General features: G+C 71.5%; 16 protein-coding genes and 1 riboswitch. Of the genes, 5 read left to right on the top strand and 11 right to left on the bottom strand.

From position 1 onward, the window contains the following. Positions 1-22 precede the first annotated feature (22 nt). Positions 23-1273 (top strand): cytochrome P450, encoded by a 1251-nt coding sequence (locus ACGF3I_RS06020; RefSeq protein ID WP_393129376.1) that lies wholly within the window; start codon positions 23-25, stop codon positions 1271-1273. A gap of 19 nt (positions 1274-1292) precedes the next feature. Here the strand turns inward: ACGF3I_RS06020 and ACGF3I_RS06015 are convergent, their stop codons facing one another. From ACGF3I_RS06015 to ACGF3I_RS05990, 6 genes are all read right to left on the bottom strand, one after another. Further along, positions 1293-2117, bottom strand: coding sequence for a thioesterase family protein (locus ACGF3I_RS06015; protein ID WP_393129375.1), 825 nt, complete (start codon positions 2115-2117; stop codon positions 1293-1295). A 151-nt stretch (positions 2118-2268) separates the two neighbouring features. Then, a complete protein-coding gene (locus ACGF3I_RS06010; RefSeq protein ID WP_393129374.1) occupies positions 2269-3666 on the bottom strand; it encodes an amidase in 1398 nt (465 codons plus the stop codon). Then, positions 3653-3910, bottom strand: a complete 258-nt coding sequence (locus ACGF3I_RS06005; protein WP_393129373.1) for a hypothetical protein — start codon at positions 3908-3910, stop codon at positions 3653-3655. The genes ACGF3I_RS06010 and ACGF3I_RS06005 overlap by 14 nt, the downstream gene beginning before the upstream one ends. Positions 3911-4119: 209 nt before the next feature. Next, entirely contained in the window at positions 4120-5970 is a 1851-nt protein-coding gene (asnB, locus tag ACGF3I_RS06000) for an asparagine synthase (glutamine-hydrolyzing) (RefSeq protein ID WP_393129372.1), read from the bottom strand. A 170-nt stretch (positions 5971-6140) separates the two neighbouring features. Beyond that, positions 6141-7361, bottom strand: coding sequence for an MFS transporter (locus ACGF3I_RS05995; RefSeq protein ID WP_393129371.1), 1221 nt, complete (start codon positions 7359-7361; stop codon positions 6141-6143). 278 nt (positions 7362-7639) lie between these two features. Beyond that, the gene (locus ACGF3I_RS05990; RefSeq protein WP_393129370.1) at positions 7640-8341 is read right to left on the bottom strand and encodes a DUF2470 domain-containing protein; all 702 of its coding nucleotides are present in this window, start codon (positions 8339-8341) and stop codon (positions 7640-7642) included. 340 nt (positions 8342-8681) lie between these two features. Between ACGF3I_RS05990 and ACGF3I_RS05985 the strand changes: the two genes are divergently transcribed. Then, complete coding sequence (locus ACGF3I_RS05985) at positions 8682-8921, top strand: DUF397 domain-containing protein (protein ID WP_393129714.1); 240 nt, start codon at positions 8682-8684, stop codon at positions 8919-8921. Between the two features lie 89 nt (positions 8922-9010). Next, positions 9011-9982: a helix-turn-helix domain-containing protein gene (locus ACGF3I_RS05980; protein ID WP_393129369.1), complete on the top strand. Its 972-nt coding sequence runs from the start codon at positions 9011-9013 to the stop codon at positions 9980-9982. 58 nt (positions 9983-10040) lie between these two features. Here the strand turns inward: ACGF3I_RS05980 and ACGF3I_RS05975 are convergent, their stop codons facing one another. From ACGF3I_RS05975 to ACGF3I_RS05955, 5 genes are all read right to left on the bottom strand, one after another. Beyond that, entirely contained in the window at positions 10041-10841 is an 801-nt protein-coding gene (locus ACGF3I_RS05975) for an SAM-dependent methyltransferase (protein WP_393129368.1), read from the bottom strand. A gap of 116 nt (positions 10842-10957) precedes the next feature. Beyond that, positions 10958-11215, bottom strand: coding sequence for a hypothetical protein (locus ACGF3I_RS05970; RefSeq protein ID WP_393129367.1), 258 nt, complete (start codon positions 11213-11215; stop codon positions 10958-10960). Positions 11216-11571: 356 nt separating this feature from the next. Further along, positions 11572-12453 (bottom strand): geranyl diphosphate 2-C-methyltransferase, encoded by an 882-nt coding sequence (locus ACGF3I_RS05965; RefSeq protein WP_393129713.1) that lies wholly within the window; start codon positions 12451-12453, stop codon positions 11572-11574. Between the two features lie 17 nt (positions 12454-12470). After that, the gene (locus tag ACGF3I_RS05960) at positions 12471-13922 is read right to left on the bottom strand and encodes a family 2 encapsulin nanocompartment cargo protein terpene cyclase (RefSeq protein WP_393129712.1); all 1452 of its coding nucleotides are present in this window, start codon (positions 13920-13922) and stop codon (positions 12471-12473) included. A 66-nt stretch (positions 13923-13988) separates the two neighbouring features. Beyond that, complete coding sequence (locus tag ACGF3I_RS05955; protein ID WP_393129366.1) at positions 13989-15404, bottom strand: family 2B encapsulin nanocompartment shell protein; 1416 nt, start codon at positions 15402-15404, stop codon at positions 13989-13991. 345 nt (positions 15405-15749) lie between these two features. Further along, a riboswitch (cobalamin riboswitch) is annotated at positions 15750-15824 on the top strand. A 62-nt stretch (positions 15825-15886) separates the two neighbouring features. Here ACGF3I_RS05955 and ACGF3I_RS05950 point away from each other — a divergent pair. Together ACGF3I_RS05950 and ACGF3I_RS05945 are read left to right on the top strand one after the other, a co-directional pair. Next, positions 15887-16108: a CbtB-domain containing protein gene (locus ACGF3I_RS05950; protein WP_393129365.1), complete on the top strand. Its 222-nt coding sequence runs from the start codon at positions 15887-15889 to the stop codon at positions 16106-16108. 21 nt (positions 16109-16129) lie between these two features. Beyond that, a complete protein-coding gene (locus ACGF3I_RS05945) occupies positions 16130-16888 on the top strand; it encodes a CbtA family protein (RefSeq protein WP_393129364.1) in 759 nt (252 codons plus the stop codon). Positions 16889-16946 lie beyond the last annotated feature (58 nt).

The raw sequence follows: 16946 nt of genomic DNA, 5'->3' as shown, positions 1-16946 counted from the left end.
ACCAAGCCCAGGAGGTTGTGCGATGACACCGACCGATACGGCGGCGGCGAAGTGCCCGGTACATCACGGTTTCGATCCGCTCGGCGATTCCTATGTGGCAGATCCGTATCCGATCCACACCGCGGTACGTGAAGAGGCTCCGGCGTTCTACGCCGAGGCGATCGACATGTGGGTGATCACCCGGTACGACGACATCGAGGCGGTCCTGAAGGATCCGGGAACCTTCTCCGCGGCGGTCGGCCAGCGACCGGTCTTCCCCATGTCGCCCGAGGCACAGCGCATCCTGAAGGACGGATTCCGCGCGTACCCCGTGATGTCGGACTGCGACCCGCCCCGGCACACCCGCATCCGCAAGCACAACATGACCGGCTTCTCACCGCGCCGCATAGCCACCCTGGAACCCAAGGTGTGGGCGAAGGCCACCGAGCTGGTGGACGCCATCGAGCCGGGGCGGGTCGACCTGGTGTCGGCGCTGACCTATCCGCTGCCCGCCTACATGATCTTCACCTTCATCGGGTTCCCCGACGAGGACATGGACATGTTGAAGAGCTGGTGCGGCAACCGCATCGCCTTCAGCTGGGGCCGGCCGAGCGCGGACGAGCAGCGCGAGATCGCCACCAACATGACGCACTACTGGGAGTACTGCGAGAAGTTCGTCGCCCGGCGGGCGGCCGAGCCGGTCGACGACTTCACCAGCGACCTGATCCGCATCCACCAGGCCGACCCCGACGCGCTGTCGCTCGCCGACATCACCAACGTGGCCTACGGGCTGAGCTTCGCCGGCCACGAGACCACCACCAGCTTCACCGGCAACGCGATCCGCCAGCTCCTGGACAACCCCGAGCAGTGGGCGGCGATCTGCGAGGACCGCTCGCTCATCGGCAAGGCGATCGAGGAGCTGCTGCGTTTCGACAGCAGCATCCCCGCCTGGCGGCGCATCACCACCCGGGCGGTCGACGTCGGCGGGGTGGAGATCCCGGCCGAGGCCAAGGTGCTGATCCTGCTCGGCGCGGCCAACCGGGACCCGAAGCACTTCGAGGACCCGGAGACCTTCGACATCCAGCGCGGCGACGCCCGGCGCCACCTCGCCTTCGGCAAGGGCATCCACTACTGCATCGGCGCACCGCTGGCCCGGATGGAGGCCAGGATCGCGCTCGACCTGCTGGCCCAGCGGGCCCCCGGCATGCGCATGGTCGACGGCCAGGACTTCGACTTCCCGGCCAACGTCTCCTTCCGCGGCCCCCGCAGCCTGCTGGTCGACTGGCCGGGCTGAACCGCCCGCGAGGCCCGCGTCAGCGCGGTGTGCGCTCGGTCACCAGCAAGGTCTGCACCACCCGCCCGCAGTCACCGCTCCCGTCGTACATCAGCCCCGTCGCCAGCCCCGAGCCGGCGGGGCTCGCGGCCGTTTCCGAGCGCAGACAGAGCCACTCGCCGACCGGATCGCGGTGCAGGGCGAGCGTGACGTCCGTGTTGATGACCAGGCCCGTGTGGTGGTCGAGCTCGAAGCCGACCGCCCAGCTGCTGTCGGCCAGGGTGAGCGCCCGGGTCAGCGCGGTGTCCTGCTCCCCGGCCACCAGCGGGATGCGCTGGCGGGCCCATACGGTGCCGGGCCCGGGGGAGTCGAAGCTCCGGCCGGCTTCGAACCGCCACTCCATCGCGGACACGTAGCCGTGCAGATACGCCCCCGTCATGACCGCCGGCGGCTGGGGCGCCGGCAGGGGCGGCGCGGTGGGCGCGTGCCGCAGGGCCGGGGTCCCGTCCGGGCTGGCCACCATGCGCCAGGCGCGGGCGAGCAGCACCGGCTCGCCGTCGGCCGTCAACTCGCCCTCCAGGAGCTCGACCCGGCCACCGGCGCGCACGGTCCGCACCGAGACCCCGAGATCGGCGACCGGCACCGGACGCAGCAGCTCGACGGTGACCCGGGCGATCCGTGAACCCGCCCGGACGGCATGGCGCTCAAGGGCCCGCCCCACGAGCGCGGAGGGCGGCCCCGCGTGCTGGGTCTTGGGGCTCCACGGCCCGGCGGTCGCCGCTGTGCTCTCGAAGAGGCCGTCGGCGAGCTCGCGGTAGAAGGACTCGGGCGGCGCGGGGGTGGCGGCATCGGGTTCAGGGCTCATGGCGAAAGCTGTAACCCATGGGGCACCGGGCGGGCAAGGGGCCACCCGAGCGCTCACCCCGCGAGCTGCACGGGAGGCCCGGGGACGGGTGCGACTTGCTCAAGTCCCGTACTGTGTGCGCGGGTTGGCGGCGGGCGGCCCCGCCTGCGCCCTACCCGAACGGCGCGAGCGCCCCCGATGCCTGCCGGGACCGCTCCACGGCGATGCCCGCCCGGAACAGCACCGGCTCGGCGAGCGGCCCGGCGATGAGCTGCAGGCCGATCGGCAGCCCGTCGGCGTCCTGGCCGACGGGGAGGGACAGGGCGGGAAAGCCCGTGATGTTGGCGGGCGCCGAGAGCCGCACGTACGCGTCGGTGACCGTCTCCGCCGTCCCGTCGGGCCAGTGCACCAGCGTCTGGCCCCGCCGTGCGGCGGTCAGCGGCGCGGAGGGTGCGGCGAGCACGTCGATGCCGTCGAACAGCCGCAGCCAGGCATCCCGGATCAGCACCCGGGAGCGCTGGGCGCGCAGGTAGTCGAGCGCCGTCAGCCGGCCGCCCGCCTCCAGGAGGAGCCGCACGTCGGGGCCGTAGAGCGCGGAGCTGTGGCCGAGCGCGCCCTCGTGGACCGCGGACGCCTCCGGCGCCATCAGGCCCCACTGGGTCGCCTCCACGTAGTCCATCAGCGGCAGCCGCACCTCCACGGGCTCGGCGCCGAGCTTCTCCAGACGCTCGACGGCGTCGCGGACGGCCGCCTCCACCTGGGGGTCGACGTGGTCGAAGTAGTAGTTCACGGGCACGCCCACCCGCAGTCCGCGCAGGCCGTCGTCCGCCCACCGTGCCGGGGAGTCCGCGCGGGACGCCGTGATGGACGACCCGTCGCGCGGGTCGTGACGGGCGAGCGCGTCGAGCACCACGGCCGCGTCCTCGACGGTCCGGGTCAGCGGACCCACGTGGTCGAGCGACCACGACAGGGGGGCCACGCCGTGCCGCGAGACCAGCCCGTACGTGGGCTTGAGCCCCACCACCCCGTTGAGCGCGGCCGGCACCCGGATCGAGCCGCCGGTGTCCGTGCCGAGCGCGAACAGGGCCGACCCGGCGGCCACCGCGACCGCCGAACCGCCGCTCGACCCGCCGGCGATGTGCTGCGCCGCCCACGGGTTGACGGTCTGCGGGGTCAGCAGCCCGTAGGCGAACTCATGGGTGTGGGTCTTGCCGACCAGGACCGCGCCGGCCTCCGAGAGCAGCGCGGCGACCGTGCTGTCCGCGGTCGGCACCCGGTCCTGCCACAGCCGTGAGCTCGCGGTCGTGCTGATCCCTGCGGTGTCGATCAGGTCCTTGAGTCCGTACGGAATGCCGTGCAGGGGGCCGCGGTTGAGCCCGGCCCGCAGCTCACGCTCGGCCCGCGCCGCCGCGGCCCTGGCCCGGTCGGCCACCACGGTGACGTAGGCGTTGAGACGGCCCTCGACGGCGGCGCACCGGTCGAGCACCGAGTCGACGAGCTCGACGGGCGACAGCTCGCCCGAGCCGATCGCCTCGGCGGCGGCGCACAGGGTCAGTTCAAACGGCCGCATCGCCGGACTCCTGACGGGGTGCCGGGGAGTGGCCCGCCGCCCGGAAGACGGACGCCGGGGCGATGCCCTCCAGGTCGAGGGTGCGCAGCAGCCCGAGGATGCCGCCGAGACGGGTGGCCAACTCGGCCACCTGGAAAGGGAATTGATCCACGTCCTGGCCGGGGGCGGCGGACGGGCGGCGCACGCCATCCGCCGCCGGGTGGCTCACCCCCTGCGCCGAGCCGGAGCGTTCCGATGACACCATCGACGGTTCCTTTCCGAGCCGGACGGGCCGGAGCCGGGGCCGGAGGAGGCCGGAGCCGGACGGGCCGAAGGGGAGCGACGTGCCGGCAGAGAGAGAGGGGGGATGGAGGAAAGAACCCGGCGGCCCCCTACGGGGGATGCGAGGGCCGCCGGGAGCAAGGGATGTTCCGCGGCGGGACCGCGGAACATCGGGGGACCCGAGGGGTCGGCTCAGAGGTCGACGCTCACGTCGTACGACTCCAGCCAGGCGTTCAGCCAGAGCGGCACTTCCAGGTCGATGCGGGTGATCTGGGTGCTGGCGGTGCTGATGCTGCCGTCGAGACGGCCGCGCACCTTGTCCAGGTCGAGGAGCGGCAGGATCGGTGCGTTGCCGCCGCCGACGACCTCGGCCAGCCGGTCCCTGAGCTTCTTCTCGTAGCCCGAGTCCTGGGTGCTGGGGTACGGGGCCTTGACGCGCTTGACGATGGACTCCGGCAGCACGTCGCGGGTCGCGGCGCGCAGCAGGCTCTTCTCGCGGCCGTCGAAGGTCTTCATGGCCCAGGGCGCGTTGAACACGTACTCCACGAGCCGGTGGTCGCAGAACGGGACGCGGACCTCCAGGCCGACCGCCATGCTCATGCGGTCCTTGCGGTCGAGCAGGGTGTTCAGGAAGCGGGTCAGGTTGAGGTAGCTGATCTCGCGCATGCGCTTTTCGAGACCCGTCTCGCCGGCCAGGACCGGCACCTCGGCGATGGCGTCGCCGTAGCTGGAGCGCCGGTAGCCGGGGATGTCGAGGGTGCCGAGGAGGCTTCCGTCGAAGAGCGGGGTGCCGTCGTAGAAGGGGCCCGGGGTGCTGGTGAGCCAGGGGAACGTCTCGGCGGTGAGGACCTCCGGGTCGTGGAACCAGCTGTATCCGCCGAAGAGTTCATCGGCCGACTCGCCGGACAGGGCCACCGTGGAGCGCTCGCGGACGGCCTTGAAGAGCAGGTACAGCGAGGGCCACAGGTCGCCGTACCACATGGGCGGCAGGTCGGTGGCGGCGAGCACGGCGGTGCGGACCGCGGGATCGCTCAGGTCGTCGCTGTTGAGCAGGATCTCCTTGTGCTCGGCCGCGACGTGTTCGGCGAGGTCGCGCACGAAGGGGGCGTCCGGCGTGCTGCGCAGCGGGTCGGGGACGAAGTTCTCGACCGCGCCCACGAAGTCCACGGAGAAGGAGCGGACGGGGCCGGCCCCTTCGGCCGCCAGCGCCTTGGCGGCGAGCGCGGTCACCGCGGACGAGTCGAGCCCGCCCGACAGGAGGCTGCACAGCGGCACGTCGGATATGAGCTGGCGCTGCACGGTGTCTTCGAGCAGACCGCGCACGGTGTCGATGGTCTTGTCGAGGGAGTCCGTGTGCTCCTTGGCCTCAAGTGCCCAGTAGCGGCGCTTGGTCAGGCCTTCGCGGCGTACCCGTACGGTGTGGCCGGGGCGCACCTCGTGCATGCCGGTGAAGATGGCGTGCTCGGGCGTCTTGACCATGTCGAGCAGCTCGCGCAGGCCGTTGGCGTTGACCCGGCGGGGGATCTCCCGGTTGGCCAGGATGACCTTGGGCTCGGAGCCGAACAGGACGCCGTCGGCCGTCTCGTAGTAGTAGAGGGGCTTGACGCCCATCCGGTCGCGCACCAGGAGCAGTTCCTCGCGGCGCACGTCCCAGATGCCGAAGGCGAACATGCCGTTGAGCTTGTCGACGACGCCCTCGCCCCACTCCAGGTAGCCCCGGAGGACCACCTCGGTGTCGCTCTGGGTGCGGAAGCGGTGGCCGCGTGAGACCAGATCCGCCCGCAGCTCACGGTAGTTGTAGACCTCGCCGCTGAAGGTGAGGACCGCGAGGAGGCGGCCGTCCTCCTCGGCGGTCATCGGCTGACGGCCGCCTTCGAGGTCGATGACCGACAGGCGCCGGTGGCCGATGGCGGCGTGCGGTGCGATCCACACGCCCTCGTCGTCCGGGCCGCGGCACGCCATCGTCTGCGTCATGGCGTCGACGGTGGCGCGCTCCTGCGTGAGGTCGCGACCGAAATCTATCCAACCCGCAATGCCGCACATGTGTGACGTTCTCCTTAGGTCGACAGGTCGACGATGAGCACCCGGTTGCGGGCACTCCGAAGACGGATGTGTGTATGCACCGTTCGCAGGGGTCGGCCCGCCGCGGCCGAAGGGGGGGGATGACCGCGGCGGGCCATGCAGGGGAGGAGCGGGTCCGGGGACCGCGGGTCCTACTCGGGCTCGGGGAAGGAGATCTTCCTGGCCCGGTGGAACACGGCCACCAGCACGGTGAGGGCGGCGGCGCAGCCGCCCAGCGTCATCACCGTCGAGGGGGAGGTGTGGTCGATGACGAGGCCGCCGCTCAGCGCGCCGATGGAGAAGGTGGCCTGGAAGGAGGCCGTGAACACGACGGACGAGGCCTCGGGGGAGTTGGGGTTGGCCTTGGCGAACCAGGTCTGCGAGCAGACCGGCACGGCGCCGTAGGCGATGCCCCAGAAGACCAGCAGGGCCACCGCGCCCAGGTCCCATTTGCCGAGCACCGGCAGCAGCAGGGTGACGGCGGCGATCATCGCGGCGGCGGTCGCGAAGGTGGCCCGGGGGTACTTGCCGACGGCCGCCCCGCCGAGGAAGTTGCCCACGATGCCGGCGACTCCGTAGATGAGCAGGTAGACGGTGATGAGCCCCGAGCTGACCTGGGTCACCTGCTCCAGGAAGGGAGTGACGTAGGTGTAGGTGCCGAAGTGGGCCAGGACGACGAGGAACGTGAGGACCAGGGCGAACCGGGTGTTGATGTTGCGGAACATCCCGCCGAGCACGTTCAGCCGGGTCGCCTGCACGGCCGGGAGCGCGGGCACCACCAGGAGCAGCATGACGAACACCGCGAGGGTGAAGACGCCCATGACGAGGAACGTGGTGCGCCAGCTGGAGACGTCCCCGATGAACGTGCCGAGCGGTACGCCGAGCACGGAGCCCAGCGGCACGGCCGAGAAGATCACGGACGTGGCCCGGCCCACCTGCTCCGCCGGCACGAGCCGTCCCGCCAGACCTGCGCCGATGGACCAGAAGCCACCGATCGTGATGCCGACCATCACCCGCGAGATCAGGATCATCCAGTAGCTCGTCGCCGCCGCGGCCAGGAAGTTGGCCACGGCGAGCAGCAGGATGAACGAGCCCAGCATGACCCGGCGGTCGATGCGCGCCGTGGCCACGGTCACCACCGGCGCGGAGATCGCGGCGAGGAAGCCGGGCATGGTCATCATCAGCCCGGCCATGCCGTCCGAGATGGTGAAGCTGGATCCGATGGACGTCAGCAGACCGATGGGGAGGATCTCGGTGGTGACGATCGCGAAGATCCCCATCATCACCGAGATCACGGCCAGCCAGGAGACCAGGGGTGAACGGTGGGCCGACGCCGCTGAGGCTTCGACGGAGGTGGTGGTTGCTGTGGACATGAATCCCGTCCTGTGTTGGGCATCACATGGGGTGTGATCACTAGTCCAGCAGGGACGGCAGACAGCTTCTGGCAGATTCCCGACACCAACAACAGCCGCCCGGGGTGATGTCGGGATTTCGCGAGTCGCCCGCGCGGCGGCGTGATTGGACGTCGGTGCAGGTCAGGGTGGCGTATGGGCGGCGGGGAGCCGATGACGGGCCGACGTGGGGGGCGCTCCCGTCCGCTGGGATTGCCCGCTACTTCGCCGAGTCGGCGAAGCGCGCGGGCGGCCCGGGGTCAGGCGAGGAGCCGGCTGGAGTGGGACGAGCGGCGGGCCGCGGAGAGCAGGGCGTGGATCTGCGGTCCCGCCTGCTCGATGTCGTTCACGGGACGGGGGAAGGGCAGCCGCACGTCCTGGTGGGTGGCCGGGTATTCCAGGCGCAGGGTCAGTCCGTAGCGGTCCAGGGCGAGGGGGAGCGCCCGGCCGAGGCCGGTCTTCGCCCCGGGCGGTACGAGCCGCAGGAGCAGCGGGACGAGATCGCGGTGGCTGTCCACGAGGTGGTTCAGCATGCCCGCCTCGCGGGTCGCCAGCGGGTCGGGGCCGGTGTTCTGGAGGGCGTCCAGGGTGACGTCGGCGCGCCCGCGGTGGTCCTCGATGGAGGCCCGGACGAACTCCACGCAGGTGCTCGCCGTGCGCTCCGGGTCGTACGGGGCGCAGAGGAGCCCGGCGAGGGTCACCCGGGCGCGCAGCCGCTCGCGCACCGGCGTGGGGGCGATGTCGGTGAGCTCCAGGCGGACGGGAAGGGGGCCCGACCGTCCGTGGTCGAGGTCGTGGGGCTCGTGCAGATGGATGCGGCCCGCGGCGCCGTCCTCGCCGGCGCAGTACACCTCGTGGCGGCGGCCGTCGGCGACGACGGTCATCGAGTGGGCCGCCGCGAGGATCGACCGCACGCGCTCGGCGGGGGACGGCGTGCTGGAGCGGACGCGGAATGGACGCATGCGGGTTCCCCCTGGGAGGCGGCATCGAGCACCCAAGCCCTGTTGCTTAGGTATGCCTAACCTAACCTATTCCTGCGGTTGCTTCCCCGGGGACCCGCCCTGCGGAGCGGACGCGATGCTCGACAGGCCCGGATGGCAAGTGAAACCCCTTGCAGACAACGGGAATTGCCCACTTTCGAGGGACGGTACGGTCCGGCGCGGGCTCGCTACGATCGACGGCGCTCCTGGGCTCCATGAAATTTCACGGCGCGGACCCGTGGTCCGCGGCCCGGTCCCCGGGGGTGCGACGGCGCGCGGAGCCGGCTCGGCCCCGCGCACTTCACAGCGAGAGAGGCGGTAGCTGGTGGCAGGCTATGGCAACGGCGTACGGGCCGACGAGATCGCGAACGCGGTGTGGGTGAAGGCGACGGCGAGCGACGCCTACAACGACTGCGTTGAAATTGCACGGCTTCCCGAGGGGGAGGTGGCACTGCGCAACTCCCGCTTCCCGCAGGGGCCGGCGCTGATTTTCACCTCCTCCGAACTGGCGGCCTTCCTCGACGGCGCACGCGGTGGTGAGTTCGACGACATGGTTGGCTGAAAACCCGTAGCGACGGGTTGTGAGGGCCGCCCCGGTTCCTCAGGATGGGCGCGTGCCGGCGACGGTCGCCGTGCGCCGGAGGAGTCGGGGTGGCCGCACGCGTTCTCGATCTGGTCCCGGGCGAAGACCCGGAGCAACGCCGCGAGGAGCGTGCGGAGCAGGCGCGTCCGCATGCCGCTCCACCGGCGCGCGTCCTCGGCATCCGGCTGCGCGAGATGCGGCTCGAAGCGGGTCTGCGCGGACAGGACGTGGTGGCCGCCGGCGCCATCGGCTCCACCTCCAAGCTCAGCCGGTACGAGACGGCCAACGGCGCCGCCCGGCCCGACGCCGCGACGGTGGCCCGGCTCGCCGCGCTCTACGGCTACGCCGATCCGGAGTCGCTGCGGGCGCTCACCAGCCTCGTGGACGACGCCAACCAGCACCGCTGGTGGACGGACTACCGCGATGTGGTGGACACGTCCCTGAACAACCTGATGGCGGTGGAGAGCGCGGCCAAGGAGATCCGCACGTTCTCCGACTCGCTCGTGCCCGGCCTGCTCCAGACCTCCGACTACGCCCGCGCCATCATGCAGGCGCCCTATCTGGGCAAGCCGGACCACGCGACGATCGACCGCAGATGGGAGGTGCGCCGCCGGCGCCAGCAGCTCCTCGAATCGCCCGAGGCGCCCGACTACTCGGCGGTGGTGTCCGAGGGCGCGCTGCGCAAGTGGGTGGGCGGGCGCAAGGTGATGCGCGGTCAGCTGCGACAGCTGTTCAACCTCGCCGAGAACCGCGACAGCGTGCACATCCGGATCTTCACCGACCGCGCCTGTGAGCAGGTGTGTCCCCTGACGTCGGCGATGACGGTCTTCAAGTTCCCGGCGACCGGCGAGCCGGACATGATCTATCGCGAGGGCCTGAACAGCGGCGGCACCTGGCTGAGCGAGCCGGCCGACGTCGACCTGCACGCGGCCTCCATGACCGAGCTGTTCCAGCACAGCCTCGGCAAGCGCGAGACGCTCGCCCTGCTCGAGCACCTCATCGCGGGATTCGCCGACGACGCCGAACCGGACCGGAATTGACCGGGCCGGCCGAGCGTGGCCGGCGCCGGGCCCGAGGCGGGGTCGCCCCCGCGCCGGGCTAGCTCCGCACGATCTTCGCGACGCCGCCGTACTCGATCCACTCCTGGGTCGCCTGGCGCGGTGCGATGTCGGTGTCCGGGCACCAGGTGGAGACCTCCACGGGTTCGTCCGCCCGCTGGAGGGCGAGGCCGTCGAAGTAGCGCCGCACCTCGGCGGTGGAGCGCACCCGCCCCCAGGTCCCGCCGGTGATCCGGCGCATGAACTCCGTTACGTCAGCGCGCAGTTGGGCGTCGTCGGAGGCGAGCTGCGAGATGACGAGGTAGCTGCCGTCGGGCAGCCGGTCGGCCACGTCCCGCACCAGTTGCCAGGGGTCGTCGGCGTCCGGGACGCAGTGCAGCACGGACACGAACAGCGCGGCGACCGGCTCCCCGTCCTCCAAGAGGGCGCGGACCTCGGGCCGTCCGAAGTTGCCCTCCACGTCCCGCATGTCGGCCTGGACGACGGCGGTGGTCCTGAGGTCCTCGGCGAGCATCAGCCGCCCGTGGGCGTGCACGAGCGGGTCGTTGTCGATGTACACGACCCGGGCGCCGGGCTGGGACTCCTGGGCGACCTGGTGGACGTTGGGTCGCGTGGGGAGCCCGGAGCCGTGGTCGATGAAGCGGCGGATCCCGCGGTCCCGGGCGAGATGGCGCACCGCCCGGACCAGGAACGCCCGGTTGATCAGGGCGAGTTCACGGGTACTGGGCGCCATCTTGAGCAGCGCCCGACAGGCCTCCCGGTCCGACTCGTAGTTGTCGGTTCCGTCGATGAGGAAGTCGTACATGCGCGCCACGCTCGGCGTGCTCACGTCGATGGCCATGGCTCTCTCCCCTGTTCGGATGCTGCCCTGTGAGGCCCAACCAGCCCTGGAACAACGCCGGTTGACCGGAGAGCCATGCTAGGAGCGGCGGCCGGAGCGGGCCAGGGCGCACGGGCCTACAGCCGGGTGACGCGCAGATAGGCGACCACGGTCCGGTCGGCCCACGCCATGGGCGCCGTCATCAGCAGGGTCTCGGGAGGCAGCCCCCGCCACACCACCCCTGCCACGGTGGCGGTCACCAGGACCGAGGCCCAGCGGGCCGTGACCACGACGACGGAGACCACCGCGCTCTGGGCGATCACCCGCACGGGGATGCCGGTGTCGAGCCGAGCGGGGAGCAGCACGGCGAGTTTTCGGTAGACGCGTTCGAGCACGGCGTTCTCCTCAGGTGTTGGACGTCGCTCTGGTCGGTGCACCGCACACAACCACCGCCCGGAACGCCGCGGCCGCGCGGGGAAAAGCGTGAAAACGGGACGGGAACCGCTGGTGCCGGGCCCCGTATCACCCGCGCATCACCGGGGACGCGGCCCCGACGCCGCCCGGAACGCAACCCGAACGTATGAACATGGGAACGCCGTGCCCATCACGGCCGCAATTTCACCGGGATCCCGGCGGCCCCGCGGGCCACGAGGGCCACGGGGGCCACGGGGGGACGGGCCGGGGCGGGGCATACCGAGAAGCGGCGCCCCGGTGGGGGCGCCGCTCCGGTGAACGGTGGGCCGAGAGGCGGTCAGACGCGGTCGGCCGCGATGAGGACGTACTGGAAGGAGCCGTCGCGGTAGGAGTTGATGAACGCCTCCTCGATCCCCGTCACCAGCGAGGAGGTCGCCCGCAGCTCCCAGTACGGCAGGGTGTCGGGCGTCAGGTCGATGACGGCCTGCGGTACCAGGCGGTTGTCGGCCATCGCGCGCAGGTACTCGCGGCGCGAGTGGATGTTGCACTCGAAGTGCGCGTTGATCTGCGAGACCCACTTCGAGGGCTGGCCGTACCGCGGGTTCCAGCAGCCGGTGATGGTCACATAGCGACCGCCGACCTTCAGGATCCGGGAGTGCTCGGCGAACAGGTCCTCCAGATCGACGTACATGCTGGACTCGTTGTTCCACGAGGCCGCGGCCATGCCGGTCTCGAACGGCGTGGACAGCATGTTGCAGACCCGGGCACGGACGCGGTCCTGGATGCCCAGCTCGCGCGCCCGCCCGTTGGCGAACTCGGCCTGCTTGGCCGACAGGGTCACCCCCTCCACGCCGCATCCGAAGCGCTGGTGCGCCATCACCATCGAGCCGCCCCGGCCGCAGCCGGCGTCCACCAGGGTGTCGTCGCGGCCGATGTCGCCGAGGTGCCCCAGGAGGACCTCGGCCTGCGCCGACTCCAGCCGGTGCAGTTCCGTGATGAGCTTCTTCTCGGCCTCGCTGTCGTCGGGGCCGCCGAGCGCGGCACGGTCGATTTCACCGATGCCGTAGTGGTGGTGGTAGAGACCGTCGACATCGCCAAGACGCAGGTTGACGGGCCTGGCCTCGCCGTCCCAGTAGCGCGCGATGTCGCCCTGGTAGGGCGTCGCCGGGCCGGGGATGAAGAGGCCGGCGTCGGTGGCGGTGAGTTCGGTGCTGGTCACAGATGAGTCCATTCTTCCTACCAGAAGTCCGGCAGGCTGTAGCGATAGGTGTTCGTTTGGTGCCAGTGGTGGTTTCCGTCGACCCAGGCGGCCACGCCCCGAAGGAAGCGCTGCACACTCGGGACGGGGCAGTCGGCGGCCAGGGCCGCGGCTTCCCTTTCGAAGTCGTGCATGAGGTCGTTGTGGACCTCGACCGACTTCAGATAGGCCTCCTGGTCGGAGAGGCCCTCCTGCTCGGCGATCACGACGGGCAGGTTCAAGTGCCGCCCGGGAGCGTCGAGTTCCTTGGTGTAGGAGTACAGGTCGTTCACGATGGTCGTCGCGTTGCCCGCGAGCGCGATGACCCGCTGCATGGCGTCCTGCGCGTGCAGGTCCGCCGGCAGTTCGTAGCCACCGACGGTGTCGGTGATGGTGGGGCAGGGGCGGAAGTTGTTGAACTGGCGCATCGCCAGGTACTCCCACACCTCGGGCACGTGGTCCCGCTGCGCCCACGAGGCCTCCGCGAGGTAGCCGAGGTGCAGCCGGGCCATGTCGTGCCGGTACCGGTCGGCCTGCGAGGCACTGGCCGCCGCGACGAAGTACTCCATCGCGGAGCGGTAGGCCCGCCGCGGCGCGTCCGCGTGCAGCGACTCGGCCCACCCCTGCTGGTACTCCCGCGTCGTGTGCAGCGGGTCGAGGGCGGTGTGCGCGAGGAGCAGCCGGTCGCCGAGCCCGATGGGCGAGCCGCCGTGGTCCTCGCAGTAGCAGTCGTCCACCGCGTTCTCGGCCACCATCAGACGGGTGGCGAGCATGAGGTGGTCGACCGACGGCGCGTCCGGATGGCAGCCCACCATGTAGCGGCCGACGAGGAAGCCGTCGAACTCCTCCTCCCAGTCGTCCGGATAGAGCGAAACCTCTTCCAGCGCCCAGGACTTGATCCTGCGGCTGACCTCCGCGACCCGCACCGGATCGGGCTCGGGGACGGGGTGGTGGTAGAGGCCCGGGATCGGGGTGCCCTGTTCCGCCGAGGGGGCGGGACACGCGGGCGGCTCCTCGCGCAGCGTCAGCCGCAGCCCCGAGGTCCCCAGACCGCTGGGGCCGCGCAGGAGCCGGCTCAGATCGGCGCTCGGCCGCGGCACCTCGGGTGCGGGTGCGGCGGAGAGTTGGGGCAGGGGGAGTCCGGGGGCGGTCGGCACGCTCGGCAGCGCGGGGGCGGGCGGCGCCGCGACGGCGGACTCGGCGGGTGAGGGCGCGGGGACGGCGTCGGACGCGGGGACCGGGGCCGCCTCGGGCACATGGGTCGGGGCCGCCGCGGGTACGCCCGGCGGAGCGGCCGTGGCCGCTCTGATGTCGCGGGCGCGGGCCGCCGCCTCGGCGAGCACGTACGTCCCGAAGTGGGCGAGGGTGTGCGGCAGGCTCGACTGCGGCGGGACCGGCTCGGGCGCGGGCAAATCAGGGCTCCTTCCATGGAAGTGGGACAGGTGGGGCAGACGCTTCGGGCACGCCCGGCCGGCCCCGCGCGGGGGCGCGTCGGGCCAGCGGGTCCGGGCCGCCGCCTACCGGGGCCAACGGGCGATCTGCACGTTCTCCAGGACGCCGACCGCGTCCGGCACGAGGATCGCGGCGGAGTAGTAGGTGCTGACGAGGTACGAGGTCATCGCGCGCTCGTCCACGCCCATGAAGCGGACCGACAGGCCCGGTTCGTACTCGTCCGGCAGACCCGTCTGGTGCAGGCCGATGACGCCCTGGTCGTCCTCGCCGGTCCGCATGATGAGGATCGAGCTGGTCTTCTCCTCGGTAATGGGGATCTTGTCGCACGGCAGGATCGGCACCCCGCGCCACGCCTGGACCCGCTCGCCGCCGATCTCGACGTTGCCCGGCCGCAGTCCGCGGGCGTTGAACTCGCGTCCGATCGCCGCGATGGTCCTGGGGTGCGCCAGATAGAACTTGGATCCGCGGCGACGGCAGAGCAGCTCGTCCATGTCGTCCGGTGTGGGCGGGCCCGAGCGCGGCTGGATGCGCTGCTTGAAGTCGGCGTTGTGGAGCAGCCCGAACTCCCGGTTGTTGACCAGCTCGTACTCCTGGCGCTCGCGCAACGCCTCGATGGTGAGCCTCAGTTGCTCCTTCGTCTGGTTCATCGGCCCGTTGTAGAGGTCGCCCACCCTCGTGTGGACGCGCAGGACGGTCTGCGCCGCCGAGAGTTCGTACTCCCTGGGCTCGGCCTCGTAGTCGGCGAAGGCGCCGGGCAGCGGGTGCTCGCCGTGATGGCCGGCGGACATCGCGATCTCCGCCTCGCCGCGGTGGTTCTGCCGCTGGCGGGGCAGTTGCCTGAACCGCTCGACGTGCTCGCGCAGCGCGGGCGCCGACGACAGCACGGACGCGAAGTCGGCGCGGGACAGCGTGAGCAGGGTGCCCGAGGTCTCGGCGATGGCGGTGTGTTCCCAGCGGGCGTCCTCGTCGAGCAGCGCGTGGTCGCCGAACCGGTCTCCGTCGCCCAGCACGTCCAGGGCCAGCTCGTCCCCGTACCCGCCGACCGAGGTCTGGCTGATGCGGCCGTGCGCGATCAGGTACAGCCGGTCGGCGGGCTCGCCGCGCACGGCCAGCGTCTCGCCGGCCCGGACGTCGCGCTGCTCGCACCGGCCGGCGAGGGCGGCGAGCACCCCGTCGTCGTCGAACCCGCGCAGCAGGGCCAGTTCACCGAGTTCGCGGGGGATCACGCGGACGCGGGCGCCGTCCTGGATGAAGTCCACCCGCCCGTCGCCGACGGTGTAGGTGAGCCGGCGGTTGACGCGGTAGACCCCGCCCCGGGTCTCCACCCACGGCAGCATCCGCAGCAGCCAGCGGGCGCTGATCTCCTGCATCTGCGGGGCGGACTTGGTCGTGGTGGCAAGGTTGCGAGCGGCCGCCGTACCCAGTGCGGACTGGGGCCGGGGCGGCTCCGGTCGAGCCTCCGGGCGGGAGTCAATGGTCATGGGGCGAGCTCTCCTTGATCAGGGCGGTGCGCGGCGTGACGGCGGGGACGAATGGGGAGATATGAACGGGAATCCGTCCAGAGCCAGAAGGACAGTAACCACCGCGTCACCCTCCGGACCAAGGAAAGCCGGGGACATTAACTCGATACGTTGATCGCGGCCCCACGATGTTTGCCCCGCCATCGAGGCGATCCGGCCACCCCGGCGCGAAACCTTCCGAACCGCCTTCCGGGCGCTGAGGAAGCCGAGTTGGGGCCGTGGGGGCCGAAGTCGGGCCAGGTGGAGCGCCCTTGGCCATATGCGGCGCGCAGGGTACCTTCAGGGGAATAACGACGACGTCAGAACGGAAGCCGGTGAGAATCCGGCACGGTCGCGCCACTGTGAACGAGCCGCCCCCGAGGCGGCGGCTCGGAGTCAGACCCGTAGCCGTCGTCCTGTGCACCACCGAGATGGGACGCGAACTCCCAGAGGAGGCTCCTGCCATGGCGCCGCACGTCGCCCAGCCGTCTGTCACCACCCCCGCCCTTCCCGCGAAACTGCCGTTGAGCGCCATCGCCCCCTGGGCGGCCTTCTTCGGCATCCTGATGCTGGTCCTGCTGTACTTCGTCGGCGCCGAACAGGGCGCCACCTCCGTGGTCAACGGCGCGGACGTCCACGAGTGGGTCCACGACGCCCGCCACCTGCTCGGCTTCCCCTGCCACTGACCCGAGGGACGCCGAACCACCATGAATTCCGCAACCGTCAGAAACCTCCTCGTGCGGGGCATGCTGGCCGGCCTCGGTGCCGGCCTGCTCGCCCTGGTCGTGGCCTACTTCCTCGGCGAGCCGGGCGTCGACAGCGCCATCGGCTTCGAGGAGGCGCACGCCCCGGCCCACGAGCACGAGGTCGAACTCGTCTCGCGCTCCCTGCAGTCCACCGCCGGTCTCGCCACCGGCGTCCTGGTCTACGGGGTCGCCTTCGGCGGCATCGCCGCGCTCGCGTTCTGCTGCGCGCTCGGCCGGGTCGGCCGCTTCTCGCCGCGTGCCACCGCCCTGCTCCTGTCGGGCGCGGCCCTGCTCGCGGTGTACGTCGTGCCGTTCCTGAAGTATCCGGCGAACCCGCCGTCGGTCGGCGACCCCGACACCATCGGCAAGCGGACCACCCTGTACTTCCTGATGATGGCGCTGAGCGTGCTCCTCGCCATCGCCGCGACCATCCTGGGCAAGCGGCTCGCGCCGGGCCTCGGCACCTGGTACGCCACCGTCGTCGCGGTGGCCGCCTTCGCCGCGCTGATCGGTGTCGCGTACGCGCTCCTGCCGGTCGTCAACGAGGTGCCGGCCGACTTCCCGGCGGCGCTGCTGTGGCGCTTCCGGCTCTCGGCGCTGGCCATCCAGACCACGCTGTGGGGCGGACTCGGCCTGATCTTCGGTGAGTTGGCGCAGCGCCTGCTCGACCCGAAGCCGGCCGCGGTCCCGGCCGCCCGGGCGGTGCCAGCCGGAAACTGAGAGCGCGGGCACGCGCCGCGCAGGACGAGAGGGCTCCCGAAACGTTCCGGGAGCCCTC

The organism is Streptomyces sp. NPDC048111, from assembly GCF_043202815.1.
In the GTDB taxonomy this organism is placed as follows: domain Bacteria; phylum Actinomycetota; class Actinomycetes; order Streptomycetales; family Streptomycetaceae; genus Streptomyces.
Note: the sequence above shows the minus strand (reverse complement) of the source record. Positions and strands in the feature narration are given on the sequence as shown.